The sequence below is a fragment of the Streptomyces sp. R35 genome (assembly GCF_041053035.1).
Classification (GTDB): Bacteria; Actinomycetota; Actinomycetes; order Streptomycetales; family Streptomycetaceae; genus Streptomyces; species Streptomyces lutosisoli.
This window is the reverse complement of the sequence record NZ_CP163440.1, coordinates 508,105-534,874: the sequence shown is the minus strand read 5'-3', so window position 1 is coordinate 534,874 and position 26,770 is coordinate 508,105. Positions and strand designations below refer to the sequence as shown.

16 protein-coding genes, 1 tRNA gene and 5 pseudogenes are annotated in these 26,770 nt (G+C 68.6%); 11 read left to right on the top strand and 11 right to left on the bottom strand.

What is annotated here, in order from left to right; all coding sequences use genetic code 11:
* Positions 1–30 precede the first annotated feature (30 nt).
* Positions 31–1,089: a VWA domain-containing protein gene (locus AB5J50_RS02675; protein ID WP_369254518.1), complete on the bottom strand. Its 1,059-nt coding sequence runs from the start codon at positions 1,087–1,089 to the stop codon at positions 31–33.
* 273 nt (positions 1,090–1,362) lie between these two features.
* Between AB5J50_RS02675 and AB5J50_RS02670 the strand changes: the two genes are divergently transcribed.
* Positions 1,363–1,872, top strand: a complete 510-nt coding sequence (locus tag AB5J50_RS02670; RefSeq protein ID WP_369254516.1) for a hypothetical protein — start codon at positions 1,363–1,365, stop codon at positions 1,870–1,872.
* A gap of 339 nt (positions 1,873–2,211) precedes the next feature.
* Here AB5J50_RS02670 and AB5J50_RS02665 read toward each other — a convergent pair whose 3' ends face one another.
* On the bottom strand, positions 2,212–3,159 hold the full coding sequence (locus AB5J50_RS02665; protein WP_369254514.1) for a GlxA family transcriptional regulator: 948 nt from the start codon (positions 3,157–3,159) through the stop codon (positions 2,212–2,214).
* A 287-nt stretch (positions 3,160–3,446) separates the two neighbouring features.
* Between AB5J50_RS02665 and AB5J50_RS02660 the strand changes: the two genes are divergently transcribed.
* From AB5J50_RS02660 to AB5J50_RS02650, 3 genes and pseudogenes are all read left to right on the top strand, one after another.
* Positions 3,447–4,247 carry an alpha/beta fold hydrolase gene (locus tag AB5J50_RS02660; RefSeq protein ID WP_369254512.1) on the top strand — a complete coding sequence of 267 codons (801 nt, stop codon included), beginning with the start codon at positions 3,447–3,449 and terminating at the stop codon, positions 4,245–4,247.
* A 155-nt stretch (positions 4,248–4,402) separates the two neighbouring features.
* Positions 4,403–5,449, top strand: a complete 1,047-nt coding sequence (locus AB5J50_RS02655) for an SgcJ/EcaC family oxidoreductase (RefSeq protein WP_369254510.1) — start codon at positions 4,403–4,405, stop codon at positions 5,447–5,449.
* A gap of 71 nt (positions 5,450–5,520) precedes the next feature.
* Positions 5,521–5,874: pseudogene (locus AB5J50_RS02650) on the top strand (MBL fold metallo-hydrolase); the annotation flags it as partial.
* Between the two features lie 89 nt (positions 5,875–5,963).
* Here AB5J50_RS02650 and AB5J50_RS02645 read toward each other — a convergent pair.
* The 3 genes and pseudogenes from AB5J50_RS02645 to AB5J50_RS02635 form a co-directional block, all read right to left on the bottom strand.
* Positions 5,964–6,524 carry an SMI1/KNR4 family protein gene (locus tag AB5J50_RS02645; RefSeq protein ID WP_369254508.1) on the bottom strand — a complete coding sequence of 187 codons (561 nt, stop codon included), beginning with the start codon at positions 6,522–6,524 and terminating at the stop codon, positions 5,964–5,966.
* 276 nt (positions 6,525–6,800) lie between these two features.
* Positions 6,801–6,874, bottom strand: a tRNA-Met gene (locus AB5J50_RS02640).
* Positions 6,875–7,304: 430 nt separating this feature from the next.
* Positions 7,305–8,014 (bottom strand): annotated as a pseudogene (locus tag AB5J50_RS02635) (IS5 family transposase); the annotation flags it as partial.
* A gap of 10 nt (positions 8,015–8,024) precedes the next feature.
* On the opposite strand from AB5J50_RS02635, the pseudogene AB5J50_RS02630 reads away from it, so the two are divergent.
* Positions 8,025–8,141 (top strand): annotated as a pseudogene (locus AB5J50_RS02630) (IS5/IS1182 family transposase); the annotation flags it as partial.
* 20 nt (positions 8,142–8,161) lie between these two features.
* On the opposite strand, the gene AB5J50_RS02625 reads toward AB5J50_RS02630, so the two are convergent.
* Positions 8,162–8,617, bottom strand: coding sequence for a VOC family protein (locus AB5J50_RS02625; protein WP_369254506.1), 456 nt, complete (start codon positions 8,615–8,617; stop codon positions 8,162–8,164).
* A gap of 584 nt (positions 8,618–9,201) precedes the next feature.
* On the opposite strand from AB5J50_RS02625, the gene AB5J50_RS02620 reads away from it, so the two are divergent.
* The 4 genes and pseudogenes from AB5J50_RS02620 (at position 9,202) to AB5J50_RS02605 (ending at position 12,498) form a co-directional block, all read left to right on the top strand.
* Entirely contained in the window at positions 9,202–9,735 is a 534-nt protein-coding gene (locus AB5J50_RS02620; RefSeq protein WP_369254504.1) for a hypothetical protein, read from the top strand.
* A 543-nt stretch (positions 9,736–10,278) separates the two neighbouring features.
* Positions 10,279–10,767 (top strand): hypothetical protein, encoded by a 489-nt coding sequence (locus AB5J50_RS02615; protein ID WP_369254502.1) that lies wholly within the window; start codon positions 10,279–10,281, stop codon positions 10,765–10,767.
* 74 nt (positions 10,768–10,841) lie between these two features.
* Positions 10,842–11,136 (top strand): annotated as a pseudogene (locus AB5J50_RS02610) (RNA-guided endonuclease InsQ/TnpB family protein); the annotation flags it as partial.
* A 264-nt stretch (positions 11,137–11,400) separates the two neighbouring features.
* Positions 11,401–12,498 carry an NAD(+)/NADH kinase gene (locus tag AB5J50_RS02605; RefSeq protein ID WP_369254500.1) on the top strand — a complete coding sequence of 366 codons (1,098 nt, stop codon included), beginning with the start codon at positions 11,401–11,403 and terminating at the stop codon, positions 12,496–12,498.
* Positions 12,499–14,722: 2,224 nt separating this feature from the next.
* On the opposite strand, the gene AB5J50_RS02600 is transcribed toward AB5J50_RS02605, so the two are convergent.
* Positions 14,723–16,237 (bottom strand): exo-alpha-sialidase, encoded by a 1,515-nt coding sequence (locus tag AB5J50_RS02600; RefSeq protein WP_369254498.1) that lies wholly within the window; start codon positions 16,235–16,237, stop codon positions 14,723–14,725.
* Between the two features lie 1,057 nt (positions 16,238–17,294).
* Here AB5J50_RS02600 and AB5J50_RS02595 point away from each other — a divergent pair.
* A complete protein-coding gene (locus AB5J50_RS02595) occupies positions 17,295–17,501 on the top strand; it encodes an acetyl-CoA synthetase (RefSeq protein WP_369254496.1) in 207 nt (68 codons plus the stop codon).
* A 38-nt stretch (positions 17,502–17,539) separates the two neighbouring features.
* Here the strand turns inward: AB5J50_RS02595 and AB5J50_RS02590 are convergent, their stop codons facing one another.
* Together AB5J50_RS02590 and AB5J50_RS02585 are read right to left on the bottom strand one after the other, a co-directional pair.
* The gene (locus AB5J50_RS02590; RefSeq protein ID WP_369254494.1) at positions 17,540–20,209 is read right to left on the bottom strand and encodes a glycosyl hydrolase; all 2,670 of its coding nucleotides are present in this window, start codon (positions 20,207–20,209) and stop codon (positions 17,540–17,542) included.
* A gap of 156 nt (positions 20,210–20,365) precedes the next feature.
* Positions 20,366–21,577, bottom strand: a complete 1,212-nt coding sequence (locus tag AB5J50_RS02585; RefSeq protein ID WP_369254492.1) for an MFS transporter — start codon at positions 21,575–21,577, stop codon at positions 20,366–20,368.
* A 16-nt stretch (positions 21,578–21,593) separates the two neighbouring features.
* Here AB5J50_RS02585 and AB5J50_RS02580 point away from each other — a divergent pair.
* A pseudogene (locus tag AB5J50_RS02580) lies at positions 21,594–22,100 on the top strand (RNA-guided endonuclease InsQ/TnpB family protein); the annotation flags it as partial.
* Between the two features lie 112 nt (positions 22,101–22,212).
* Here the strand turns inward: AB5J50_RS02580 and AB5J50_RS02575 are convergent.
* Both AB5J50_RS02575 and AB5J50_RS02570 read right to left on the bottom strand, forming a co-directional pair.
* The gene (locus AB5J50_RS02575; RefSeq protein ID WP_369254490.1) at positions 22,213–24,330 is read right to left on the bottom strand and encodes a SpoIIE family protein phosphatase; all 2,118 of its coding nucleotides are present in this window, start codon (positions 24,328–24,330) and stop codon (positions 22,213–22,215) included.
* A gap of 824 nt (positions 24,331–25,154) precedes the next feature.
* Entirely contained in the window at positions 25,155–26,600 is a 1,446-nt protein-coding gene (locus tag AB5J50_RS02570; protein WP_369254488.1) for a PHB depolymerase family esterase, read from the bottom strand.
* Positions 26,601–26,770: the final 170 nt, after the last annotated feature.

The following is a 26,770-nucleotide window of genomic DNA, read 5'->3' as shown; positions in this document are numbered from 1 at the left end:
CCGGGCCACCCCGCTCTCCGGTCTTTGATTTCAGAGCATAATGAGCAGGCGGGTGTTCGGCTTGAGCTTCCTGTTCACTGAACGACTCTGTACGTATACCTCCAACTTGGGGTTGTTCCCCGCCTTCACGGAGACGGTCCCCTGGATTCCGGTACCGAACAGAAGGCTGCGCGCCGCGTCGCCCGTATAGGCGCGGTCGGTGTCCTTCTCGACCACGATGACTTCCTTGTTCTGCTGAACCTGAGCCCGGGCGCCCAGCTGGTAGTAGCACGAGCCACGTTCGTACGTCACGCCGGGATGTGAGTTGACGAAGGGGCGAATCTCGGTCTCCTTGTCGACCTTCAGGATCCGGTATTTGTCGGCCGGAATTGGTTCGAGGTTCGCCCGCACCTCGTCAACCGATATGTCCTGGCCGACGGCGAACAGGTTCTTCGTGCCGCGCACCCCCTGCTCCCGTCCGCGGAGGAAGCTGGTGGCGGCGGCGCGCACGGTGCCGATCGCCTCCTCGACGCCCTTCTGGGAATCCGCATCCCAGATGGCGATGTTCCCGGCAGGGAAGCCGTAGTTCTGGGCGGTCCGCTTGGCCAGGGAGTTTGGTACGAGGATCGCGGAAGTCCAGTGGCCCGGAAGCCCGTTCATCTTCGCCGTGATCCTGTCGAGCCAGGGGCCGAGGATGGTCATGTCGCCGTCGTGCCGCCGGTCACCGCCGGACGCGTTCTCCTCGCCGTCCGTCACCACGATCTGGAGGAAGCTGTGCTCGCCGTATTCCTCCCAGATATGGCCCAGGTCGTCCAGGGACTTCAGAGAAGCCTCAATGAGGGCCGTAGCGCCATTGTTGACCTGGTACAGCCCTCGCATGGACGGCAGATGCTTCACATCCATGTCCCAGACCAGGTTCTCCACCTTGTGGTCGAAGGAATAAAGACTGATCCGGGTCTCGTGGCCGAGGCTGTCTGATTCGGCCTTCAACCCCGCCACGAACTCGTCCACAACGCGAATGAGTTGACTCTGGTGCGGACGCATGGAACCCGAACAGTCCACTACCAGCGCGACGTGATTCACCTTGTGCTGGATCTTGTTTGCGGACACGTTTTTGCTCCCCCTCCGAGGATCCCCGAGTGATGTGTTCACTCTATGGGGAGGCACTGACAACGGCGTTTGACGCTTGTGGGCGGTAGCGATTTTCCCCATCTAGGGCGGTTTGAGCGTCCCGATTCTCCCCATCCTGAATCTTCGTAATTGGCCATGGGCAGCGCGGCGTTCGGGATCGAGGGGCCTGGTCGTCGCGGAGCTGCTCATGTTCCTCGTCCTGTGGGTTCGGATGGCCGATGGGCAGCCCGGATGGCGAGGAGGACGTTCGTCGTGGTCGACATCACGGAGATCTACATCCACTGGTACGAGGGGCGCTCGAAGGGCGCGCTGGCCGTGTCATTGGGGATGGACGGCAAGACGGTCAGGAAGTATCTGGCCCCGGCCGAGGCCGCGGGCATGTCGCCGGGCGGGCCGCCCGTGAGCGAGGCCGACTGGGCCGAGCTGATCAAGGATTGGTTCCCGCAGGCCGCGGACAAGCGGCTGCGGCAGGTGACTTGGCCGGAGATCGACAAGCACCTTGAGTACATCAAGCCGCTGCTGGGAACGGTGACCGTCTCCACGATCCACCAACGCCTGTGCGACGAGCGGAAGTTGCACGTATCACTGGCCGCGGTCCGGCGGTGGGTGCACGCCACGCTGCCGGAAGAGGTGTCCAGCTCGCAGGTCACCGTGTTGCGCGACGAGGTCGAGCCGGGTCGGAAGCACAGATCGACTACGGTTTCCTGGGGCAGTGGACCAACCCGCGCACCGGGAAACGGCACCGAGTCTGGGCGTTCGTGATGGTGCTGCCGTGTTCGCGGCACATGTTCGTGCGCCCCGTGTTCCCCTTGGATCAATACGCCTGGACCGAAGCCCACGTGGCGGCGTTCGCCTGTTTCGGCGGCGTCCCTCGGCGGCTGGTGCCGGACTGCCTGAGCCAGAACCCGTTCTCATGGACGTAGCCAGGCCGAGGTGTCGAGTTCGGCGAGCAGGCGGCGCACCCGCTGTTCGATGGCGTCCTGGATTGGCCGGACGGCCTCGACGTCCTACCGTGAGGCGATCTTTCTGCCCTGGACACTGCCGGGGCGGACGCGCGCCTGGGTCGACGGGCTCGGTGACCGCGCAGTCTGGCCTTCGCCGTCAGACGGCCTGGTGCTGGAAGGTGCGGCGATAGGCCGTGGGTGTGATGCCGAGGGCGTCACGGAAACGGGCGCGCATGTTGGCGCCGCTGCCGAGGCCGCACCGGATGGCGATCTGTTCCACCTGGAGGTCGGTGGTCTCCAGGAGTTCTCGCGCGCGGTTGATGCGGGCGGTCAGGAGCCATTGGTGGGGGCTGACGCCGGTTTCCTGGCGCCATAGGCGGGTCAGGGTGCGTGGGGAGACGCCGGCATGGTCGGCAAGGTGGGGGATGGTGAGGTCTTCTTCGAGGTGGAGCAGGGCCCATTCACGGGTGTCGGCGAGCGTGGTGGCCTGGGGGGTGGGGAGGGTTCTGCTGATGTATTGGGCCTGTCCGCCGTCGCGGTGCGGGGCGGCGACGATGTCCCTGGCGATGTCGTTCGCGACGGCTGCGCCGAGGTCTTTGCGGACCAGGTGCAGACACAGGTCGATGCCGGCCGTGACGCCCGCGGAGGTCAGGATGGTGTCGTTGTCGATGTAGAGGACGTTGCGGTCGACGCGCACCCGGGGGTAGAGCTCTTCGAGGTCATCCGCGCTGGCCCAATGGGTGGTGACGGTACGGCCGTCGAGCAGTCCGGCCGACGCGACGGCGAAGGCGCCGGTGCAGATGGAAGCGATACGAATCCCGGCGCGGCCGGCGAGCTTGAGAGCGGCCCTCACCCGTGGGTGCGGAGCGCGCCGGAAGTCCTCGAAGCCCGGGACGATGATCGTGTCCGCGTCGGCGAGCGCCTCGAGACCCGCGGTCAGCCCGAGGGTGAAACCGGCGCTCGTGGTCACGGCCTCCTCGGTGTCGCCGCACACGGTGAGCTCGTAGGGGGTGTTCGGACGGGCGTTGAAGATCTGCGTGGGGATCCCCAGATCCATGGGCAGCACGCCATCGACCGCCAGGACCATGACCCGGTGCATGTTCATGGCCGCAATATTACGTCCGACACCAATGTCGCAGGGAGGGCCAGGGAGCCGCCATGCCTGACCCAGGGATGCCACGGGGATAAATTCCCTGATCAAGCCGCTGATCGTGTGACCGGAAAGCAAGGCCCCATCCGCACCCTTCTGGCCCAAAAGATGCGCATGCTGACAGATGAGCCGTGGCCTGGAAGGGAGGTTCCGCAGCAGGATCGAGGAGCGAGCGCGGGGCAGCCGACTCCACACACCGGTGGAGCGGTCCCAGAGCCCCGGCCGTGGACGAGGAGCCGGCAATGACTTCGCAGAATGTGGTGGGCCGCTTCTTCGACGTGCAGGGCGGCCAGGTGTACGCCCATGTCCGCGAGGGTGACGCTCCGGCGCTGGTCTTCCTGCACTACTGGGGAGGCTCACGGCGCACCTGGATCCCGGTGCTGCAGCGTCTGGATCCCGGGCAGGGCTTTGTGGCCTACGACCAGCGTGGATGGGGCGACTCCACGAGCGTGCCGGGACCTTATGACCTGGAGCAGCTCGCGGACGACGCGCAGCGGGTCGTCGACGCGCTCGGATACTCCCGCTATGTGCTGGTCGGGCATTCCATGGGCGGCAAGGTGGCTCAGATGCTGGCCGCACGCAAGCCCGCCGGTCTGAGGGGAGTTGTCCTCGTGGCGCCCGCGCCGCCCGTGCCGATCGGGGTGACCGAGCAGGTGCAGGAGACGGTTTCCCACGCCTACGACAACGAGGAGACGGTTCTTCAGAGCATCGACCTGATGCTGACCCGCGGCGGGCTGACTCCCGAGCTGCGCCGGCAGGTGGTCGAGGACAGTCTGCGCGGCGGCGACGAGGCCCGTCTCCAGTGGCCGCGCCAGGGCCTGGTCCAGGACGTGTCGGCCGGCGTCTCAGCCATCGAGGTGCCGGTGCTGGTTCTCGCGGGCAGCCACGACAAGGTCGACCCGCCGACCGTGCTAGCCGACCACCTGCTGCCGCTGATCCCGACCGCCACGCTGACCGTCCTGAAGGACACCGGCCACCTCTCGCCCCTTGAGGTGCCAGACCAGGTGGCCGCGCACATCGGCGCGTTCGTCGCCCAGCTGTAAGCACAGCACTCCAGCCGCGCATCCCCCGTGGGGCGATCGGCTGTCGCTCCACGTGCCGTGCGGCCGCACACCCCCCCATACCCGGCACCCGTGAGCGCGCCGCCGGCACCGTACCGATCTGCCCCGGACCGGGGCCCAAATGAAAGAGACACATCATGACCACCGACGCACACCTGTCCGTCTTCGAGCAGCTCGACCTCCCCGACACGAGCCTCGCCCGGGACGCATACGCCTATGCGGCACAGGCCACGCCTGCCTTCGTTCACCATCACAGCGTCCGCAGCTATGTCTTCGCCCGCGCCCATGCCCAGAACCAGGGTCTGCGCGCCGGTACCGACTACGACGACGAGCTGCTGTTCGTCGCTTGCGTCCTGCACGACATCGGACTGAGCGAGGAGGGCAACGGAGACCAGCGTTTCGAAGTCGACGGCGCCGACATCGCAGCGGCATTCCTCCGCGAACGCGGTGTCGAGGAACGGCGTATCGCCGTCGCCTGGGACGCCATCGCTCTGCACACCTCGGACGGCATCGCCTCGCGGAAGGGCACGGAGGTGGCGCTGGCCCAGGCGGGCATCGCCACCGACATCCTCGGAGCCCAGCGTCAGAGCCTTCCGCCCGGCCTCGCCGACGAAGTGCACGCCCTGCTGCCGCGTCAGGACCTGGCCTACGGGCTCAGCGACGCCATCATCACCCAGGCCCTGGCCAAACCCCACAAGGCGTACCCGATCACCTTCCCGGGCGACCTGCTGCGCCGCCACCTGCCCTACGGCGCCCAACCCAGCTGGTACGACCTGATCGCGGCGGCCGGCTGGGGCGACAAGCCGGTCGGCGTCACCGCCCGGCGTCGGGCCGAGACGCCCCAGCAGGTGGGGACCTTGTTCATGGAGTACCTGGAGGCCGGTGACATCGAGGGCCTGGTGTCACTCTACGAGCCGAACGCCCACTTCGTCCCCACTCCCGGAACCCACCTGGTGGGCACGGACGCCATCCGCAAGGCCATGCAGCAGATGGTCGACAGCGGTGCCCGCCTCAAGCTCGAACCGCGCGAGATCCGACAGGTCGACGACGTCGCCCTGGTGTCGAACAACGCCATCCTCACCGGAGCCGGACCGGAGCCGGTGGTCTCCACCACCACCGAGATCCTCCGACGCCAGCCGGACGGCGGCTGGGTACACGTCGTGGACGACCCGTTCTTCAGCTGACCGCGCCGGGCGGCCTGAGCACGGATGCACAGGCCGCCCGCCCCTCCCAGGGCTTAGCAGGCATCTGACCAATGTTCACGATGCACGCCTCCCACTCCTATCTGCTGCTGGGCAGGCAACCGATCATCGTCGACGCCGGAACACCCGACAGCGGCCGGCTGATTCACGACCAGGTCGCCGCCCACGGCGCGGACCCCAAGGGCGTCCGCCTGATCGTCGTCACCCATGGACACATCGACCACTTCGGCTCCGCAGAACTCAGCCGACCCACCGGCGCACCGATCGCCGGCCACATCGCCGACCCCGTCACCGTGCCGCCGGGACCGGACGGCGCGCGCTCGAACCGTCAGCACCCCGGGAGGCGGCTGCCGCAGGGTGGCAGGGACCGCCCCGGGGCGGAGGTGCTGTCGGAACAAGCGGTGGGACATGAGGGCGAAACGTCGCGGTCGTCCGTAACCACAACCAGCCTCAGCCGGGCAACGCCGTCTCTGCCCATGCGGCCATGGTACGAGGGTCACGCAGCGTCATACCAGGGCTTGTTCGCCGCCCAGTGCCGGACCCAGCCCGCAAAGCCAGGATCAGCGGTGGTGAACCCGAACTGGGATCCGAAGGGGGAGGCGCCGACGTCACCGATCAGCCAGATGTGCCCTCGGTGAGGGCCAGTGACGATGAGGTGCCAGTTCATTGCGCATCCGTCAGTGCCCAGCACGATCGAGCCATGGCCGTAGACCTGCTCAAGGAGTTCGTCGGAATCCTCGGGCGGGTCCGAGTCTTCCTCCCACACCCATGTTTCCGTCAAGGGGAACGGCTTACTCAGATCACGTTCCTGCTCGTCATCACCCCAGTCGGCCGGCAGCTCCGCCACCGGCAGCAGTCCGTATGACGGCGGCCCGGACGACACCCCGTCCGTCATCTCAGCGACGAAGGTCCGATACGGCTCAGGCAGCACGATTCCGTTGTCTGTCTCGAAGGCACGGACTGCCTCCCAGCCAAGAGCCGACTCACCCCCGTCTTCGACATCGAACGCCGCCCGCAGCGCCGCAAGTTCAGCAGGGTCGGCCTGACCAATATTCATGCGGCATACCTACCACCCCGCTCTGACAACGCCCCGCGTGCCGAGCCGCAGCGGACAGGTTCAGAACTCGTCGTCGGCGTCCCAGGGCTGCTGTTGAGCGCGCCGCACGACCAGTGCCCCCACTCGCCGGGCAGCTCGAGTCGGCGCTGCACTCCGCGCGACACTTCGTGCCCACGGCGCAGTTCGGCCCGCCCGTCCCGCGAGCTGCAACGCCGTGTACCCGGGGCTGGACGCACCTGAGGGGCCAGCACATCGTGCTGGCCCCTCAGGCGTCAGTAGCGGGGACAGGATTTGAACCTGCGACCTCTGGGTTATGAGCCCAGCGAGCTACCGAGCTGCTCCACCCCGCGTCGGATAGCTCCACCCTACGCCAACTATCTTGGCCCCGAGACCATGATCGCCTGCCCCGTGAGGGTCGGCGGTCGCGTCTGCCACTTCCTCCGCCCCCCACGTTGACGGCCAGGCCGTGTATCCGCCGGCTCACCGAGAGCGCGTTGAGCGCCGGACGGATTCCCCCGATGGGCTGGCATTCCCTGCCTTGGCGCTGTCCAGACCGGCATCGACGTCTACGGTCGGCGAACGCGTACGGGCGCGGCACACAACACGGGGGAGCGGGGTGTGGTGGGGGAGCACTCAAGGAACTCGACCTCCACACGGACCGGATCCGCCAGCGCGTGTTGATCGTGGCCACCAACGAGTGGCTGTGACCACTCAGAGAGCACGCTCCATGCACACCAGTTGATCCCGTTCCTCCCATGATTCGGCGACGGTGAAGCCGAGCCGCTCGTAGTGGGTCGCGATGCCCCGCCACGCCTTGAGCTTGTTGATCAGGCGCTCAACGGTGTTCCTCTCCTTGTAGAGCTCGGCGTCGTGGTCGACGGGGCGTCCCCCTTTGCGGCCCTTCCTCTTCCGGTTGGCTGCCTGGTCCCGTTTCTCCGGGATGACGGCCTTGATGCCGCGCCTGCGCAGGTGGGCGCAGTTGCCGCGGGACGAGTACCCCTTGTCCCCGGCGACCGAGTCCGGGCGGGTGCGGGGACGGCCGACGGGCCCGCGGACGCGCACCTCGTCCAGTACGGGGATGAACTGCGGGCCGTCGGCGGCCTGCCCAGCGGTCAGGACGAACGCCAGCGGACGGCACCTGCGGTCGGCGGCGAGGTGAACCTTGCTGGTCTGCCCACCCCGGGAGCCTCCCAGGAGTGCGGCCTTCAGCCGGCGTGTGCAACGGCGCCGGATGCGTCGTCGCTCTTCCCGCCCGGGATCGTCTTCGGTCTTCCGCCCGTTTTGCTCTTCGCGACCGCCCCCTTTGACCTGAGCTCTTCCTCGGTGGCCTTCTCCAGCGCGTCGAGCGCGCCGGGATCGAGGTGCATCCCGGCGGCGTCTTGGTGGGCTCGGGCGGTGGTGGAGTCAACGCTGACCAGCAACAGGTCCACCTCGCTCCACGTCGCTCCACGTCGCTCCGCGGCCTCTGCTATGAGCCCCTCCAGCAAGGAAAGGCATGCCGTTGAGTGCGGCATCAACCGGCTCAAGAGGCACCGTGCCGTCGCAACCCGATACGACAAGCTCGCGGTCCGCTACGAAGCGACCGTCCTCGTCGCGGCGATCAACGAGTGGCTGTGAGCAGCATGGCCGAACGATTCCTAGACGACGTCGAATTCGTTGCCTTCCGGGTCCTGCAGCTGGACGGCGTACTGCCCCATGTCCGGCTCATCCGTGATCCGAAGCACGCTGGCGCCGGCTTTGATCAGTCTTTCCACCGTGGTCGTGACCCGCTGCGTGCGGACCGCCAACGGGACGTTGCGCCCGCCGCCGACCTTCAGGTCGAGGTGTATTCGGTTCTTGGTGGCTTTGGGTTCCGGAACCTGCTGGAACCACACCCGGGGCCCTTGCCCTGCGGGATCCACGATCGACTCCGGGATGTCGCCCGCACCTGCAGGCAACTCCTCCTCGGACACCCCCATGGCCGCCCAGTACTCCCGCCACGTGGCATGGCCGCCCGGTGGAGGTTCGGGTATGTATCCCAGAGCCTCGCTCCAGAACGCCACCAGCCTCTGCGGGTCGGCACAGTCGATCGTCAGTTGCAGCGTCATCTCCATAACCAGAGCCTGACAGACACGTCTGACATTCATGCTGGATCGACCCCGCCAACGAGAGAGGCACACTTTCGAAACACCGTAGTTCGCAGCCAGAGGCGAGGTGTCCGTGGGTGCCGTTAGCCAAGAGTCTCTGCATGTAGTTGATGGACGGTGGTTGCTGGCGTCGAAGCTTGTCCCTGCGAATCAAGCCGGCTGCCACAGCAGCCACTGGGAAGGTGGCCAGAACCTTTGCGGGCTGAAGAGGATGCGATGCACTTGTAGCCCCAAGGGTGCTGAGCCCGCTGTACTCACCTGGCGCGCTGGACCGTCTCAGGGCCGCCGCGGCCGACCGACGGACCGAGATCACAGTGAGCCTCCGTCATCAGCTGCAAAGTCACAAGCGGCCGCCTGGCCGCAGCGGTTCCCGATTGGATAGCTGTAATGGGGTGTTTCTCGCGGATAGGTCAGCTGCCCTGCGCAGACAAGGGTCTCGTTTGGACAGCCTCCGAAAGCCGTAACAAATAGTGCATCGATCGTCACGCTCTGCTTCTCTGGCGGTGAGGGTTCCGCCCGGTGCCCTTACGGATGTGTGAGAGGTGCAGAGCATGAAGATCGCAAGCAGGACTCTGATACGTGTGGCGGTTCCGGCGGCCCTGGCGGGACTGGCGATGCCGCTGGCGCTCGCCTCTCCGGCCGCCGCGGTGGCGGGCTCAGGCATCAACCGCTGGGGCTCGTACGTCGCCTACAACGCCGCATCCGGCTTCAGCAACACGGTGACCGTCACGGCGCCCGGCGGAGTCCTCACGGTCACTGACACGGCCGGGATCGCTGTCGGGTTCGGCTGCATTCAGGTCAACGCCACGACGGCGACCTGTGGCCTGGCCGCAGGCGTCAGCAACTTCACCGCGAATCTGGGCGACCGGGACGACTCGTTCACGGACAGCCTCCCCGCCCCGACCTTCCGTGTCGTCCTCAACGCGGGCAGCGGCAAGGACACCGTGACCACCGGTGGCGCGAACGACGTCGTGAGCGTCGGGGACGGCTTCGCCGACACAGTCAACTGTGACGGTGGCACTGGTGACATCGCCAACGGAGACGCCCTCGACACTTTCGTGGGCTGTGAGCTGCACAATCCGTAGAGGACGCGCGCGAGAGCGTGCCGGTGACGGCGTGTCTGGTGCGCCCCAAGATCAACCGAACAGCTCCTCGACGTGTGTGTTCCGCCGCAGAGTCACCGCCGCGCCCGGTGTCTTTTCCCCCTGAGCATCTGATCGCGGCACTGATCCGGCTCCGCGACGACCTGCTGACCACGCTGCTGCCACCACGACGGCTCCGTAGCCAGTCCCGCGTCGTCAAGCGAAAGATGTCCAACCAGAGGGCGTCTGAGAAGCCGGTCAGCGGGCAAGTCGCCTGGTAGCGGGGTCGTGGCGCACGTTCGGGGGCTGGGGTGTGCGGGCGTACCCGTTACTCGACGGATCTGTCCGATCCGGAGTGGGAGATCCTGCGTCCGCTGGTTCCGGCGGTCAGGCCCGGTGGACAGCCGGCGAAACACACACGGCGGGAGATCCTCAACGCGGTGGCGTACCGGCTTTTGACGGCGCTGCGCGAACGCGAGCGTGTGCGGCTCGGCCGTGATCCCAGATCCAGTGCGGCCATTGTCGACAGCCAGAGCGTGCGGGCCAGTGAGCGCGATCACGCGGGCCTGCACACCACTGGTACCGAGGGCGTGGATCGCCTCGGTGTCCCGGCGCAGCTGGTCTGCGGCGGAGGAACCCGCAGGCTCGGCGACGGCGGTGGCCGCCTCGGCGGCGAGCAGCAAGGCGGTGGCCAATACAACGGCGAGGCTCGTGCGCGAAGTCGAAGTCACGGCCAAACGCCAGGTCTGCCCCGGGGCGGTGACGATCCGGCGCACCCCAGGATCGGGATGGGGGCCGCATGCCCTGTCCATCACAGAGGCCACCGCCACCGACGGCGCGCTTCGGCTCAAGGTGAAGACCTTCAACATCGACCGGTTGGACGTCTACGTCGACCAGCGGCCCCGCGCGTCGATCGACCTCGCCGACGGCCTGGCCGACGTCACAGTGCCGGGCGCCGCCACCGCGCGCTCGGCACGGCTGGAAGGGTTCGCGAGCGGCCGACTCGTCGTCAGCCGGACCGAGCAGCTCCAGTAGCCACGACACCGTGCCGGCTCCCGCGGGTGCCGGCACCGTGCCTACGGTCGGGGCGGCACGCGCTCTGTGGCAACTCTCGTATGCACGCTCGCATCACCGACCGTAGACGTGACCATCTGCGGAAACTGACCACTCGACTCGTGCGTGAAAAACAAACGCTCGTGATCGAGGACCTGACGGTGTGCAACATGGTCAGGAATTGGAGCCTGGCTCGCGCCATCTCGGATACGACATGGGCCGAGTTCCGGAGCATGCTGGAGTCCAAGGCTTGCTTGGTACGGCCGGGAAGTGATTGCGGTGGACCGCTTCTTCCCCTCGTCCAGGCTGTGCTCGGCCTGCGGCAGCCTTCAGGACAGGATGCCGCTCAACGACGGCACCGGCCTGAGCTGACGTGCGCCCAGCAGAGCGGAAGCAGCGCTCCCAGACCAGGAGTTCGCGGAGAACGCGCGGAGGGCGTGGCGTTTGCGCGCGATGGATCGCCGCGCGGAGAGTATGGCCTTGCGCCTGCCGTTGCTCCGCATCGGTGCGGTTTTGAGCCCGCGTCTTCGGCGCGGTGCTGTTGTGGATGCCGGGGGCCGGGGCAGCGGGGCTCCCCGCCGCCGGCCTTCACCCGCGAGTCGGCTTGGAGGAGACGTGACGGTCAGTCGTGTCGGCTTGGTTGTTCACGGAGGGCGTGCAGAAGCCCTGGAGGCTGCTGGAATCGTTCGGGCGTGGTGCGCCGAACGTGCGGTGGCTTGCACGGACATCGACGTGTGGCGTGACGGCGCGCGCCGCAGCGCGCGCGAGGAAGTCGAGTCCGCGGGCCATCCCGATCTCATCGTCACTCTGGGAGGCGATGGAACCTTCCTGCGCGGCGCCCGGTTGGCCGCCGAGAACGACGCGCTGGTCCTGGGAGTCGATCTTGGTCGGGTGGGATTCCTGACCGAAGTCCCCGTCACGGAGGTGTGCTCGGCGTTGGACGCTGTGCGGGATGAGCGCCTCACGGTCGAAGACCGCATGCTGCTCACTGTGCGCGCGTCATGCCGTCTGGAAGTGCCCTCGGGCATGGAGGCGCTGCTGCGGTACGGCCGCGGTCCTCTCCTGCCGCCTCCGCGGGTACGCACCGACTGCCCGTCTGGTGACGACTGGGGCATTGCCCTGAACGTCACCGCACTCAACGACGTTGTCCTGGAGAAACTGTCGAGGGACCGGCAGGTATCGGTCGCCGTCTATCTCGCCGGCAGACTCCTGGCGTCCTACTCCGCCGACGCGCTGCTGGTGGCCACACCGACTGGCTCGACCGCCTACAGCTTTGCCGCAGGCGGTCCTGTCGTCTCGCCTCGCGCGGAGGCCCTCATCTTCACCCCGGTTGCCCCGCACATGGCGTTCAACCGCTCGGTGGTGGCCGCCCCCGACGAACCCGTCGTCCTGCGCGTACTCGAACGGTCGGGCCCGGTGGCCGTCAGCATCGACGGCCAACTGCGCGGCGTGCTCGACCCGGGGGACTGGATCGGCGTCTATGCCGCCCCGCGCCGACTGAGGGCCGTCCGACTGGGGCCGATGGACTTCTACGGCCGTCTGCGTGAGCGCATGCGGCTGACCGACGCTCCGGCCGCGGTGGCCGACGGGGCCGCCGTCCCGTTCTGGCCAGTGACCACCCCTCCGCCCGAAGATCTGTCGCATCTGGCGCTGCCTGCCGGTCCGGATGCCGCGTCGCGCCTTCCATGGAATCCCGCCTCGAGCGCCGATTGAGCGGGGGAGTGCTCCGGCATCGGATCCGGCAGCGACTTCTGCGGTCGCCGCTGACGGGCGTGGAGCCAGCGCTTGCACGGACACCGGGCACCCTGATCGGCGCGCGGTGAGCGACCATGCAAACGGCCCGGCCGTTGCGTGGACGCGTAGGAACGCGATCCGTCCCGTTGCCTCCGCCAGTGTTCCGATCGGCCAGTCGGTGTAGACCTCATACGCGCTCCGGCCGAAGGTGCTCGCGCGCATGACGCCGCTTGTGGGGTGCACTTCGAGGTCGTTCACGCTGACGATCGGCAGGCCGTTGTTGTAGCTGGTCCAGCTCCAACTCGCGCCCCTGTTCGTCGACACTCCTCGATATACGCCGCGGTTCGTGCCCACATAGACGGTGAACGGCGCCATGCGGTCGACGGCGAGCGAATTCATTCCAAGGCCGGCGGGCAGGTTCGCCGTGATGTCGACCGCCGACAGGCTCGTCGGCGCCGCGGCGGTGCGCGTCATACGGTACACACGGCCCGCGCCGCTCCCGCTGAATGTCCCGTAGAGGACGCCACGGTCGTCGGGATCGATGCGCAGGTCGGTGACTCTGGCGCCGGTCGGGTTCGCGAAAACCTGCTGCCACGAGCCGCCGCTCGGTCCGGCGTACAGCCTTCCGCCGCTCGAGCCCGCGTAGTACAGGTCGACCGGGGGATCTACGGCCGCGCGCACGATGCTGTCGCCAGTCGGGGTGAAGATCGGCGTCCACGTACCGCCCGGGGCCGTGATGCGCCACAGCGACGTGCAGCACGGCAGCAGCGTTGCGGGAGTCGTGGGATGCACGAGGAACTGGAGGTTGAAGCAGACCGAGCCGGTCGGCAGCCCAGGCGCGAACGGGTTGAAGCTATTGCCGCCATTCGCCGAGCGGGTGATGCTGCTTGCGTACTGGCCCATCGCGTAGAGGATCTGCGCGTTAGTGGGATCAAACGCGACGGTGGCGCCGTCGCCTCCCTGGATTTCGTTCCAGACCGTGCTCGTGCCGTCGTACTTGATGGTGCCGTTGTCCTGTGTGCCTCCGATCATCAAGCTCGGACTGGTCGCCGCCAGCGCGCCGTCGTAGAACTCAACGTTTGCGATCCCGCCGCCGATCTGTGTGAAGCTCACCCCACGGTTTGTCGAACGGAAGATCCCGTTGTCGCGGCCGAGGTAGATCTCCCCTGGCGTAACCGGGTCAGTGACAAGTTTCTGGCACTCATGCAAATCGCTGCTCGTCACGACGAAGCTGGCGCCCGCGTCGGTCGAACGCTGGAAGTTCGCGCTCGGGAGGTAGACGATCGACGGGTCCACTGGATCGACGCCCAGCCATGGGTTGTAGATCGAGGACGGCGCCGTGTAGCGCAATGCGAAGGTCCTACCGTCGGTGGTCCGGTACAACCGGAACGGGTTCCCGCTCAGGCCGGCGTAGATCGTGTTCGGGACGGCCCGACAGAGCGCGAGCGTGACGCGCGTGAACCCGCTCGCGGGAAGCCCGGGCAGCTTTGTCCAGTCAGGCTCGCCGGCCGCACCGCCGGTTGTCGTCCTATAGACGCCGTCCCCCTGCACGCCGGCGTACAGAATGGCCGGTTCGATCGGATGCATCGCGACGTCGTTGACGAATCCGGTCTTCACGCGTGTCCAGCCCGCGCCAGCGTCGACTGAGCGATATAGGCCGTTCGCACCGGCGGTCAGGTACAGCAGAGCCGGTGTAGTTGGATGTATGAGCAACACCCCCGTCCCCGCCGGCGTTCCTAGATCGCCGAAGACCTGCGTCCACGTGGCTGCCGAATCGTCGGACCGGTAGATGCCGTCGCCCGCCAGTACCGCGAAAACACGGCCCGGCGTGACCGGATCGACGGCCAGCGCCGCCAGCGCCAGCGTGGGAAGGCTGTCGCCCACGGGCTGCCAGGAGCCGCCGCCGTTCGTGGTCTTCCAGATCCCGCATCGCGGGCCGCCCACATAAATGGTCGATGGCGTCGTCGGATGAACGGCGATCGAGGTAATCCTGCCGATTGAACCAAGACCGCCGTCAATTATGCGCGTCGGGCCGATTAAGGCCCACTTCCCCCGCATGAGGGCCACGCAAGGAATTATTCGCTCCGCCGGCACCGATTGACAACCCACGACCTGACTTTGGATCGGTGCGGGTGAGCCGCGGCGCGGCTGTGCGGGGGTCTGTCCGGCGGCTGACCGCCGGACAGACGGGGCGGGCTGTCGGTCAGGGGCTGTCCTCGCCGCCCCCGGTGCCGCCGTTGGCGAGCCATTGTGCGTAGGCGATCGCGGCCAGGCGGGCCGAGAGGGCGTTGTCGCGTGCGGTGGCGGTCGTGGCGGTGGTGGTGCCGGCGGCCGCGGTGAGGCCCGAAGTCGGCGTGTACATCGCCTCGTTGAAGACCGATCCGCTGGGGGCCGAGGCGACGGCGAAGACGGGGTGGGCGGTTCCGCCGGAGAAGGACGTCGAGATGTAGTCGCCGACCATGGTGCCCTGCGTGGTGCTCGCCAGCCAGGAGTGGGTCATCGGACCGGCCAGCTGGGTCGGCGCCGTCCAGGTGCTGCCGGCGTTGGTCGAGGAGACGTACCCGACGTCCAACTGGCAGTTGGCAGCGGTGCAGTTGGCGACCGGGTGGTAGTAGTACGTCAGCGCCAGGTGCGCGGTGCTGCCCGACGTGGCGGGGTCGACGGCGAGGCCGGGGATGAAGTGGTCGACGGTGCTGGTCGTCGCGTCGATCGGGATGCGGGTCACCGACGACCAGGTGGTGCCGTTGGTGGTCGTCGCCATCACGATGTCGTTGGAGGTGCAGGAGCCCCCGCTCGCGCGGAAGCGGCAGTCCTGCCAGACGACGTACACCTTGCCGGCGGCGTCGATCTCGGCGGAGGGCAGCGGGCCGCTGCGCAGACCCCCGCGCACGGTGAACGTGCTGACGGTGGCCACGGTCCGGGCGTTGGTCCAGGAACTGCCGCCGTTGGTGGAGGTGAAGGCGCGGATCGCAGTCTCCGAGGCGTTGGCGATCGGGACCACCACGGTGCCGTTCGGCTGGACGACGGGCTGTCCGCCCAGGCCGGTGGCGTTGTTGCCGGTGTTCTTCGAGGCGCCCCAGGTGAGTCCTCCGTCGGAGGAGGTGGTCATCTTGATGCGGTCGCCGTCGCCGTTGTTGTCGTACTCGGTGTAGCAGTTGCCGTAGAAGGCGCTCGTGGCGGTGTTGTCGCAGACGATCCAGTTCTTGTCGAGGTTCGAACCGGTCGCGGTGACCACGGGGTTGCTCCAGGTCAGCCCGCCGTCGGTCGAGCGGCTGGTGAAGACCTCGGGCACGGTGACGGATGACGTGATGGGGATGGTGGAGATCAGCCAGGCGTTGTGCTTGGCGTCATAGGCCACCGACGGGTCGCTGACCCGCTGGAAGGTTCCGCCCGCCTGCGTGGTGATCCCCGGCAGGAATCCCTTGGTCCAGGTGGTACCGCCGTCGATGGAGGTCGCGAAGCCGACGTTGGAGGAGCCGCCGTCGGTGAACCGGCCGACCTGGAAGGCGGAGACGACCGTGGAGCCGAACGAGAAGGTGTCCGGCTCGACCTCGGTGGCGTGCTGGCTGGTGGAGTTGGTGTAGGGATCGGTGCTGATCTGGGTGAGGGCGGGCGCGGCGCTGGCGGTGGTCGTCGACAGTGCCAGCGCACCGGCCGCGAGGGCCGCCGTCACCAGGCCGGGTCTCGCCAGGCGGTGGAGCAGGGATGCCAGGGACATGATCCGTTCCCTTTCGCAGAAGGGGCACGTCCGGCATCGGTGCGTCGCGAAGTGGGGTCGGGAGCATGCCTCGTACACGTCCGCGCCATGGGGGCGGGCGAGGCCCGGCCGAACCGAACATCGTGCAGGACGTGCTGAGGGACGCCGACACTCTGCTGCGGCAAGCATGACCATGTCAACGCCTTCCGGCTCAACACCGCCCGAACCGCAGGGAATTGACGTGCCCTTGACCCTCGAACACCTCGATGCCCCGCCTTTTCCGCACCACACTTTGAGGGCGCCGCTGCCACGGGGCCGGCATCATCGCCGGACCGCTGTCCCGGCTCGTCACCCCGGCCCCGGAGACGACGCATGCCTCAGCCATGGGCGCCAGGGGCTGTTCGGCGAGGGACGGCTCCTGTCCGCCGCCATCGCCGACACCCTTCACGAGCACTAACGCCCTGCTCCAGGGCCTCGATCGTGCGCTCCGTTGATGGCGCAGTGTGGGATGCCTCCGTCGTGAATGGCGACCGCCTCCCGGATGTCCATCCCCTTGGACTCGGGCATACGGTGAGACCCTCCGCTTCTCCTCGGGCGACGGGAACCGAACTGCGGCCGAGGACGTCGCAGTGACGTTCGGTGACGCAAGGGAGTGGTCATGATGACGGAGGACTGCAGACGGGGCCGAGGATCCTGGCCCCTGCTCGCGGCCGCCCTGGCCGCCCTCTCCTGCCTTCTGACCGCCTGCGGAGGCAGTGGCGACGATTCGGAAGCGGACTCGGCGCCGCCGCGTCCTGCTGCCAGTCCACCTACCGCCACCCCCTCGGAGAGCGGCCCCGGCACACCGGGAATCCCCAGCTCGCCCGCTGTGACAAGGTCGGCAACGGCACCGTCGACGCCGTCGACACGAGCCCCGGCCCCTCATGGGACAGCCTCCACGTCCCCAGGGTGCGTCGCGGGCTCCACCACCGTCACCTTTCGCCCGGGAGACGCGTCTGTCCACGATCTGTGCGTTCGGCCCGGGACGGTGGTGTCCCTCGTCCTGCGGCCTCGAACCGACGACAAGCGGTGGACGGGTGTGACGAGTTCCGCGCCGGTCTTCGTCCTGGTGTCCGGGTGGCAGCTGGAGGCGGACGGCTCGGCTCACGCCTCGCTGCGCTGCGCGGGTACCCGGGGCGGTACCGCCAAGATCACGGCAACGGCGAAAGCACCGGACGTGGCGGGCGCCGCGCGCGTCGCCTTCAGGCTCGACGTGAGTGTGGTGCCGTACACGACGCAGGGGTGACTCCGGCAGCCCGGGATCACCCCTGCGATGTCGCTACTTCAGTCGCAGTCGCGCACCTTGATCGTGTAGATGCCGCGGCCGTACGTGGCCGCGTACAGCGTCTTGCCGTCGGGGCTCAGCTTCAGCTGGAGCACGCCGACGGCCGGGAGGTTCCCGACGCGCTGCCATGTCGTACGGCCCGGCGCGCGGTAGACGACGCCGAGGTCGGTGGCGACGGCGAGGCCGCCGTTCGCCGTGACGACCGCCGAGTTGGCGGGTACATCGGGAAGGTTCGCCGAGATGTCCTTCCAGGTGGTGCCGCCGTCGGTGGACTCGAAGACATGGCCGACGCCCGCGCCGGGTCCCTCGGTCCAGTGCCGGGAGAAGCCGTTGACCGCGAGGAAGACGTGGTCGGCGTTCTTCGGGTCCACGGCGAAGCCGCTGAGGTAGCGGTTGGGCACCGCACCGTCCGCGCCGGTGGCGGGCAGGGTGATGTCGTGCCAGCCGGTGCCGTCCGCGTTGCCGACGGAGATGCCACGGGCGAAGCCCTGGTTGTTGCAGGGGCCGCACCAGGCCGCGTAGACCTTGCCGCCCGCGGCCGCGACGGCGGTCGCGGTGTGCCCGGCGCCCAGGTCGTACACGCTGGTCCACTCCGAGCCGCTGCGGATGGCGTAGCCGTGGGTCTGGACCCAGATGTGGCGGCCGCCGGCGATCCAGGTCGAGCTGTTCTTCGCGTCGGCCGTGATCGGGGCGATGAAGCGGGCCTCGCCGGTGGCGTTGTCGGCCGGGGCGACGTTGTACGACGTGATCTTGCTGGAGTCGGTGATCCAACTGCCGTCGTTGACAGCGCAGTTCTGGGTCACCTGGATGGCGAGGTAGACATATTCCTCGGCGATGTTGCAGCCGTTGGCCGGGTCGGTGAGCGTGTCGCCGCCGTCGCCGCCGAAGTTGGAGCCCATCACCGTGTCGTTGCCGCGCAGGATGGACTGGCCGTTGTCCTGGAGGCCGCCGGTGACGGAGACTCCGCCGTAGGTCAGGTCCTTGCCGACGCCCACCGAGTAGTACTGGAGGGTGTCGATGGTGCCGTCGTTGAGGGAGGTCCAGTCGGTGGCGTGCCCGGAGGTGTCCTGGGAGCCGCCCACCGGGCGCTTGTAGACGCCGCCGTCGTTGCCGACGTAGACGAAGCTCTTGCCGTGGTAGCTGCCGATGGCGACGCCGTGCTGGTCGGGGTGGGTGGTCTGGTTGCAGTCGCCGGTCTGCTTGGTGGGGTCGATGCTCCAGCAGGAGAAGCCGAAGTTCCAGTACGGGCCGACGGCCGACCAGGTGGCGCCGCCGTCCTTGGACTCGTGGACCTCCTCCAGGCCCGCGTACACGTGCTTCGGGTCGTTCGGGTCGACGGTCAGGAACTGGTTGTACCAAGCCTGCACGCCTGGCATGTAGCCGCTGGAGGTGAGCGCCGAGCCGTCGGCGGCCAGGCCCTTGTAGTCGGCGACCTTCGTCCAGGGACCGAATGGCGAGCCGGCGCTGTAGATGCCCTGAAGGCCGCTGTCGGGGTTGGCGGCCATCTGCGCGGGCGACTCGTCGATGGCGTAGTAGCGCGAGCCGTCGGCGGAGTGGGCGAAGGTGACCGTGCCGACGTTGTCGGCGTCGGTCGGCAGGTCGCCGAAGCCGCTGGTGATCCGCGTCCAGGTGCCGCCTGCGCCCTTGGTGTAGAAGCCGTTGTAGTCGTCACCGCTGCGCCAGCCGACCGCCAGGACCACCTTGGACGGGTCCTTGGGGTCGATGGCGATGTCGTTGGTGATGTTCTTGTACGCGGCGCTGGCGTCGGTCGCCTTCGAACCCCCGGGCAGGTAGTCGGGGTTGGGGGCGAACTCCAGCTTCCAGGAGCCGCTGAGCTTCTTGGTGGAGTGGCTCCACACGCCCTCGCTGGTCGCCGCCCACACCTTGCCGCCGCCGAAGCGCAGCTGGCGGACGGTGGTGGACTCCAGCTCGTCACCGCCGACCCGGCTGCGCGTGGAGAACGTGCCGTGGTGCGGGTGGGACAGGACGTAGACGCCGCTGCCGAGGTAGGCGTCCGCGTTGGTGTTCGCCTCGCCGGTGCCCAGCCACAGCCGCCCGGCCCCGTCCAGCGCGAGCGCGCCGGTGGACTGCGAGGACAGTCGGTCGCTGATCGGCTGCCAGTGGCCGCCTCCGGTGCGCGAGCGCCACACTCCGCCGCCCGCGCTGCCCGCGTACACGTACCCGTCGTCGTCGGCGGCCATGGCGGCCATCCGGCCGGTGACGTTGCCCGAACCGCCGCTGGAGTTGGAGTCGTAGTCGCGGTAGCGCGGGTCGTCGGAGTTGTACGGCAGGTCGGTGACGTTCCGCCAACTGCCGCCGGTGCTGCGCAGGTTGGTCAGACTCTGCCAGGCGGCGCCGTACGCGCCCGGCGCGACGATGCCGGGTGAGGTGCGGGCCTCGGCGTACTGGTCCGCGCCCTCGGCTATCTCGTCGGCCTCGTTGCCGTCGTCGCCGTCGTCGCCGCCGTCGCCGTCGTCCTCGGCCTTCGCCTTGGGGGTGATGGCACCCGCCGACTGCGCGCGTTCGGCGGCGAGTTGGGCAAGTGCGCGGGCCCCGAAGGGGGTGCCGTCCGGGCCGGACGCGGCGCCTGCGGGTATCGCGACGAGTGCGGCGGATGCGGTGATGGCACAGGTCGTGAGCCATCGTCTCTTACGGGTTGGTGCTGACACCAGGTCCTCCGAAGAACGGGTGGTCGTACAGCCGTCGCAGAGAACCCGATCACCGGCGGCAGGAGGCGTCCGGCACTTGGACAAGTCTTTGACCAGAACCTGTCACTACACCTGATACACGGCCGCCTTCGCCGTGCTTCGGTCACTGAGGGGTGATCAGGGAGCTGCGGTCCGCGAGCGGACGGCAGTCGGCAGCACAATGGCGAGGGCGAGGGCGATGCCACCTGAGATCAGCAACGGGAGGTGGCCGTCGGCGCCCCAGGCGAGCCCGGCCCATACGCCCGCGAGAAAGACGGCGGCGCCGGTGGCGCCCTGGTAGAGGCCCTGCGCGGTGCCCTGCTGGCGGTCGGGAACGAGGGTGGAGATCCACGCCTTGCCCACTCCGTCGGTGCAGGCGGCGAATCCACCGTAGAGCGGCAGCACCACGAACACCGCCCACGGGGCATGGATCAGGCCGAGGCCCAGGTAGCCGATCGAGAAGAAGACCAGGCCGGCGGAGAACACCAGCGAGCGTGGCAACCGGTCGGACAGCGCCCCGGCAGGGTAGGAAAGGGCGGCGTAGGCGAGGTTGTAGACCGCGTAGGCACCCACCACCCCGGCGGTGGAGAGGCCCAGGTCGTGAGCACGCAACAGCAGCAGCGCGTCAGGGAAGTTGACGAGGTTGAAGGCGAGCAGCACCCCGAGAACGCGCCAGTACGGGCGAGGCAGGGACCGCCACGGTGTCCGGGCCGCCTTCGTGGGTGTGCCGTGGGTCGTCCTGCGTGAGCGGGGGTCGCGGACGGCGCCGACCAGCGCGACCGACGCGACGGCGGGGATCACGGCGATCCAGAACAGCGGGCGCAACCGGTGGTCGAGCGCCTCGTACAGGACCAGCCCCACGAGCGGGCCGACCACCGCGCCGGCGGTGTCGGCGGCCCGGTGCAGACCGAACACCTTGCCGCGCTGCCCGTTCGGAACGCCCTCGACGAGCAGGGCGTCGCGGGGTGCGCCACGCAGCCCCTTGCCGAGCCGGTCGGTGACCCTGGCGACCAGGACCAGCGGCCACGCGGTCGCGAGCGCGATGAGCAGCTTGCCGACCGCGGCCAGACCGTATCCCGCACCGATCAGCGGACGGCGGGCGAACCGGTCGGCGAGGCGCCCGGCGGCCACCTTGGTGATCGATGCTGCTCCCTCGGCCAGTCCCTCGATGGCACCGACGGCGGCGGGCGGGGCGCCGAGTACTACGGTCAGGAAGATCGGCAGGATCGGGTAGAGCAGTTCGCTGGCCGCGTCCTGCAGGAAGGAGACCCCGCACAGCACCTTGACGTTGCGGGTCAGCCAGATGGGGCGGGCCCTGGCGGCGTGAGGGGCGGTGGCGGGCTCGGTCACGGGTGCAGGACTACCCAAGGACCGCACCCGCAACCACCAGCGCGCCGTGGACAAGGTCGCGGCCCTGCATGGCAAGGTGCGACGCCAGCGGCTCGACCACGCGCACAAGACCGCACTCGATCTGGTCCGTGAGCACGACTTCATCGCGCACGAAGACCTCAAGATCCGCAACATGAGCAAGACCCCCGCGCCCAAGCCCGACCCCGAGCAGCCGGGCGCGTTTGTGCCCAACGGGGCAGCGGCCAAGACCGGGCTGAACCGTTCGATCGCTGAAGCCGGTTGGGGGGTGTTCCTCGCGATCCTCAACGCAAAGGCTGAATGCGCCGGGCGGGAAATGATGGCCGTGGACCCCCGCAACACCTCCCGCACGTGCCCCGAATGCGGGCACACCGCCAAGGAGAACCGGCCCACCCAGGAGAAGTTCCACTGCCTCTCGTGCGGCCACCGGGCACACGCCGACGTCGTCGGAGCAACCAACGTTCTACGGGCCGGGCTGGTCCGTCGCGACGCCAACCAGGCATAGCGAGAAGCCACCCCGTTTACGGGGTGGAGGAGTCACGCCTGGACCGTATCCGAGCGAGCGCAGCGCAACGCTGGGGGGCAGCTGGGCGACTGTGTCCGCCTGGGGCGGAGGGTCAACGAGGAAGGGGTGCGCGCGCTTCCATGCTCAGGTGTGGGTCGGTTCCGCCGCCGGGGAGGCGGGCGATCAGCAGGGCGATGTCGTCGTCGGCGGAGCCCGGCGCGAGGTGAGTGAGCAGGTTGTCGCACAGTCCCGTCAGGGACGGGTGGGGCTGGGCGAGCAGATGGGTCAGTTCAGCGAGGCGTTCGTCGATGTCGCTGCCGCGGGACTCGATGAGGCCGTCGGTGTACAGCACGAGGATGCTGCCCGGTTCCAGGGTGGTCTCGGTGGTGGTGAAGCGGGTGCCTCCGACACCGAGTGGGGTGCCGGGTGGAAGGTCGAGCAGGTGGACGGTGCCGCCGGGGCTGACGGTGACGGGCGGCGGGTGGCCGGCGCGGGTCATGCGGCAGCGGCCGGTCGTCAGGTCGATCACGATGTAGAGGAAGGTGGCGAGCATCGGCTCGGCGAGATCGTCGAGGGCTGCTTCCAACTGGTACAGCAGGTCCTCGGGTTCGAGGTCGAGCCGGGCGAGTGCCCGGACGCTGGCGGAGAGCCGTCCCATGACGGCTGCGGCCTGGGTGCCGTGGCCCATGACGTCGCCGATGAGGAGGGCCACTCTGCCTCTGGGCAGGTGCAGCACGTCGTACCAGTCGCCGCCGACCTCGTTGACGTCGCTGGCGGGCAAGTAGCGGTGGGCGACTTCGATCCCGGGCGGAGGGGTGATGTGCTGAGGCAGCATGCTGCGCTGCAGGGTGAGCGCGGTGTCGTGCTCGCGGTGATAGAGGCGAGCGTTGTCGATGCTGAGGGCGGCACGCGCGGTCAGCTCACCGGCCAGCGTCACGTCCTCGGAGGTGAAGGGACCGACGGATCGCGTGCGATAGAAGGTCGCCACGCCCAGCACCAGGTCCCGGGCGACGAGCGGGGCCATCATGAACGAGTGCACGCCGAGTTTCAGCAGCTGCGCCGGCTTGCTGGTGTGGCGGGCGGCGGGGGCGATGGCCTTCTCGTCGAGGCGGGCGAGCAGGAACGGCTGGCGCCCGGCGAGGGCCTGGGTGTAGGGGGCGGCCGCTGGGAAGTCGAGGGTGCGGCCGAGCGGGGCGAGGACATCAGCGACCGCGGAGCCGGTCAGCGGGGCTTTGCCCAGGCGGCGCAGGGCGACACCGCCGGTCAGGCCCATGCCGGGTTCGTCGCCGTGGGCGAGGGTGTCCAGGACGTCGACGGTGACCGCATCGGCGAGGTGGGGAACGGCGAGGTCGGCGAGTTCCTGGGCGGTGCGCTCCAGGTCCAGGCTGGAGCCGATCCGGATGGACGACTCGCTGAGCAGAGCGAGCCGGCGCCGTCCTGCTTCGGCTTCGGAATGGGCGCGCTGCTGGTCAGTGATGTCGAGCAGGGAGGCGATGACGCCGATGGCCCGGCCGCCGGGGTCTTCGACGCGTACGTAGGAGCATGACCACACCCGGTCACGGTCGGGGTCGGCCCGCGTGCGGCCGATGTGGCGGCGGTCCACGACCGACTCACCGCTGTCCAGGACCTGCTGCATCGCCTCCTCCATGTCCTCGGCGTTGACCTCGGGCAGCAGCTGGGCCAGGCGCCGGCCGACGTGTGTCGACTCCGGCAGTCCGTTCATCTGCTCCAGGGCCGGGTTGACCCGGAGGAATCGCAGCTGTGTGTCCAGGACAGCGATACCGACCGGGGAGCGGGCGAACAATCCGTCCCATACCGCCGACGATCCGCGGATACGCCGGGCCGTGTGGGCCTCGGCGGCGAAGACCAGGATCGCGGAGGCGTCGTCACGCCGGTCGGGAACGGGACTTGCCCAGATCTCCAGCTCCACGGGGTGTCCGTCCTGGTGCCAGGCGGTGACCGTGCCCATCACCCCCCGTCCGCCGGCCGCCGCCTCCCACAGAGACCGGCCAAGGCTTCGGTCCGCGCCCGGGTGCAACAGCTCGCCGATGTGCCGTCCGATCACCTGCTGCGGGGTGAAGCCGAGCAGTTCGACGGCGGCCCGGTTCCAGCGCACGATCGTTCCGTCGGCGCTGGTGGCCACCTGTGCCACGGGCAGTGCGCCGAGCCAGCCGCCGGCGTCCTGTGCGGCGCCGCTGATCAGTTCCTCGACCGGGTTCGGTTCTCTCATCCCGCACCTCCCCTGTGGGCAGAGTCCGGGCCGTGCTTCAGGTCGGAGAGGCACACGCGCATGTGGCAGTCGATCTTGTGCGTGCTCCCCGTCCCGCGGTCATCCTTGTGCTCCGCCAGCCCCTTCCACAACTCATCGAGCTGGTACGTGCCAGGGTCGAGGAGGGGGAGAAGCTGACCAGCTCCACCAGATTGGGGGTTTCCAGCTCACCGGGCGTGGGCGGAGCGGGGGGACCTTGTGAGCCGACCGGGGGTCCGCCGGCTCCTTGCCGACTGGTTGAGCGGCGTACGGATCGGACCACCGCAGCTCCTGGACGTCCCGAGCTCAAACGTGCGACACCGGGCAGACCCGCGCCCGCCGTGGCACGGTAGTAGGCGTGCGGCCGGAGAAAGTCGGCGCATTGGTCTTCCAGCAGCTCTTCCCGGCCTGCGAGCCCCGGGCCGCGCCACGACATGCCGCTGCCTGCGAACAGAAAGGGCGCCGCGGTCAGCTCCCGGAGCCGCCCGGCAAAGGCGGCTGCCGGCTGCGCTTCCTTCACACCTCCTATGGTCACCCCGGCAGCACCAGCCCGCTCTCCAGTCGGCGGCTGCCTCACTGCCCGACAGCGGTCGGTCACCCACCGAACCAGAAGGCGTGTGCGGATGGGCCCGCCGCGAGCCGATACGCGGAGAGACATCCGGCCGCTGACAGTGAGGGCAGGAGGGGAGGACCGTGTCGAAGTGCAGTCAACTCGGACGAGAAGCGCTCCGGAGCAGGGGGAAGAGCGCGGCGTCCGGCAGCGCCCCTGCTCACCGACGATGGTGCGGCGAGCAGGGGCAGGCCGGTCAGGCGGGGCAGCCGGAGTCGGCGATCACGTAGTAGCCGGTGGAGGTCTCTTCGAGGGTGTGGGTGATGAAGGTGTTGTACAGGCCCATGTTCTGGTCGGAGCCGTTCGCGTACGTGTAGCCGCTGCTCTGGTGGGCGCGGCCGGAGGCGACCTGGTTGTAGTTGTTGGCGGTGAAGCACTGCGGCTGGAAGCCGGTGGTGGTTGCCGACACGGCCGCCGAGGCGGCGCCGGCCCTGCCTGATGAGTCGACGGCGGCGACGGAGTAGCTGTATCCGGTGGCGGGGGAGAGTCCGGTGTCCGTGTACGAGGCGGAGGTGGTCGAGCCCGTCTTCGTACCGCCGCGGTAGACGTTGTACGACGCGGCGCCGCTGACGGCGTTCCACGACAGTGAGGCGCTGCTGTCCGTGGTGCCCGTGACTGACAAGCCGCTGGGCGCGGGCAGGCTGCCGGTGCCGCCGCCGGAGGTGCCGTCCAGGCCCCAGAACTTCGCGGTGTAGTAGCTGGAGCAGATATAGGCGAGGTAGTACGTGCCGGTCGTGCCGCACTGGTCGGCCCCGGAGCCGGGGTTCACGGCGAGGCCGTGGGCCATGCCGGCGACGGTGAAGGTCTCGACGGCTGGGTTCCCGCCGGCGTCGTTGTAGACGGCCTGGGTCGTCCCGCCGGTGAGTGTGGTGGTTGAGGACGGGGTCTGTCCGATGGCCCAGACGTTCGTCCACTGGTCTCGGGACTCGGTGGCGTTGGCCGGGTTGACGGTCGAGTCACCGGAACCCTGCCAGACGGCCACCCGCGGCCAGGGCCCGCTCCAGCCGCCCGACGCCCTGCGGACCAGGTCGCCCCACTGCTGCGGGGTCTTGCTGACCGGGTTGTACTCGCAGGTGAGTCCGCTGCTGAGATCGGTGGCGCAACCGGCCGGGATGCCGGAGTCGATGGACCCGCCGGCGAAGACGTCAGGGTAGTCGGCGAGCATCACGGAAGTCATGGCGCCGCCGGCGGACAGTCCGGTGACGTACACGCGGCCCAGGTCGCTGCCGTACTGCGATGTGGCGTAGTCGACCATCTGCTTGATGGACAGGGCCTCGCCCTGGCCGCGGGTGTAGTCCCCGGACTGGTACCAGTTGAAGCACGAGTTGGAATTGTTGGCGCTGGAGGTCTGAGGGAAGACCAGTGCGAAGCCGTAGGCGTCGGCGTACTTGGGCCAGCCGGAGTGGCTGTAGTAGTCGCTCGCGCTCTGTGTGCAGCCATGCAGCGCCACGACCACCGGGGCGCCGGACGGCAGGTTGTCGGGGACGTAGGTGTACATCGACAGGTTGCCGGGATTGGAGCCGAAGCCGGTCACCTGGGTGAGTGATGCCGCCGATGCGCTCTGCGGCACGGCGAACAGGGCGAGGAGCAGGGCCAGCAGCCCGGCCCAGCAGGAGATACGGGTGCGGTCACGAGCCGACATGCGGTCCTCCCGTGGTGTGGGGACGAGGGGCGGACGCCGCCCCGGTCGTCCCCCGGAGCGGGCGGTCCGCTGCACCGTAGAACCGTGGCGGTCACCCGCCAGTAGGAGCGGACCACACTTCTCGATTGCCGCGGGTGTGGGCCCTCTCCACTGAGCAGTGCGGCAGCGTC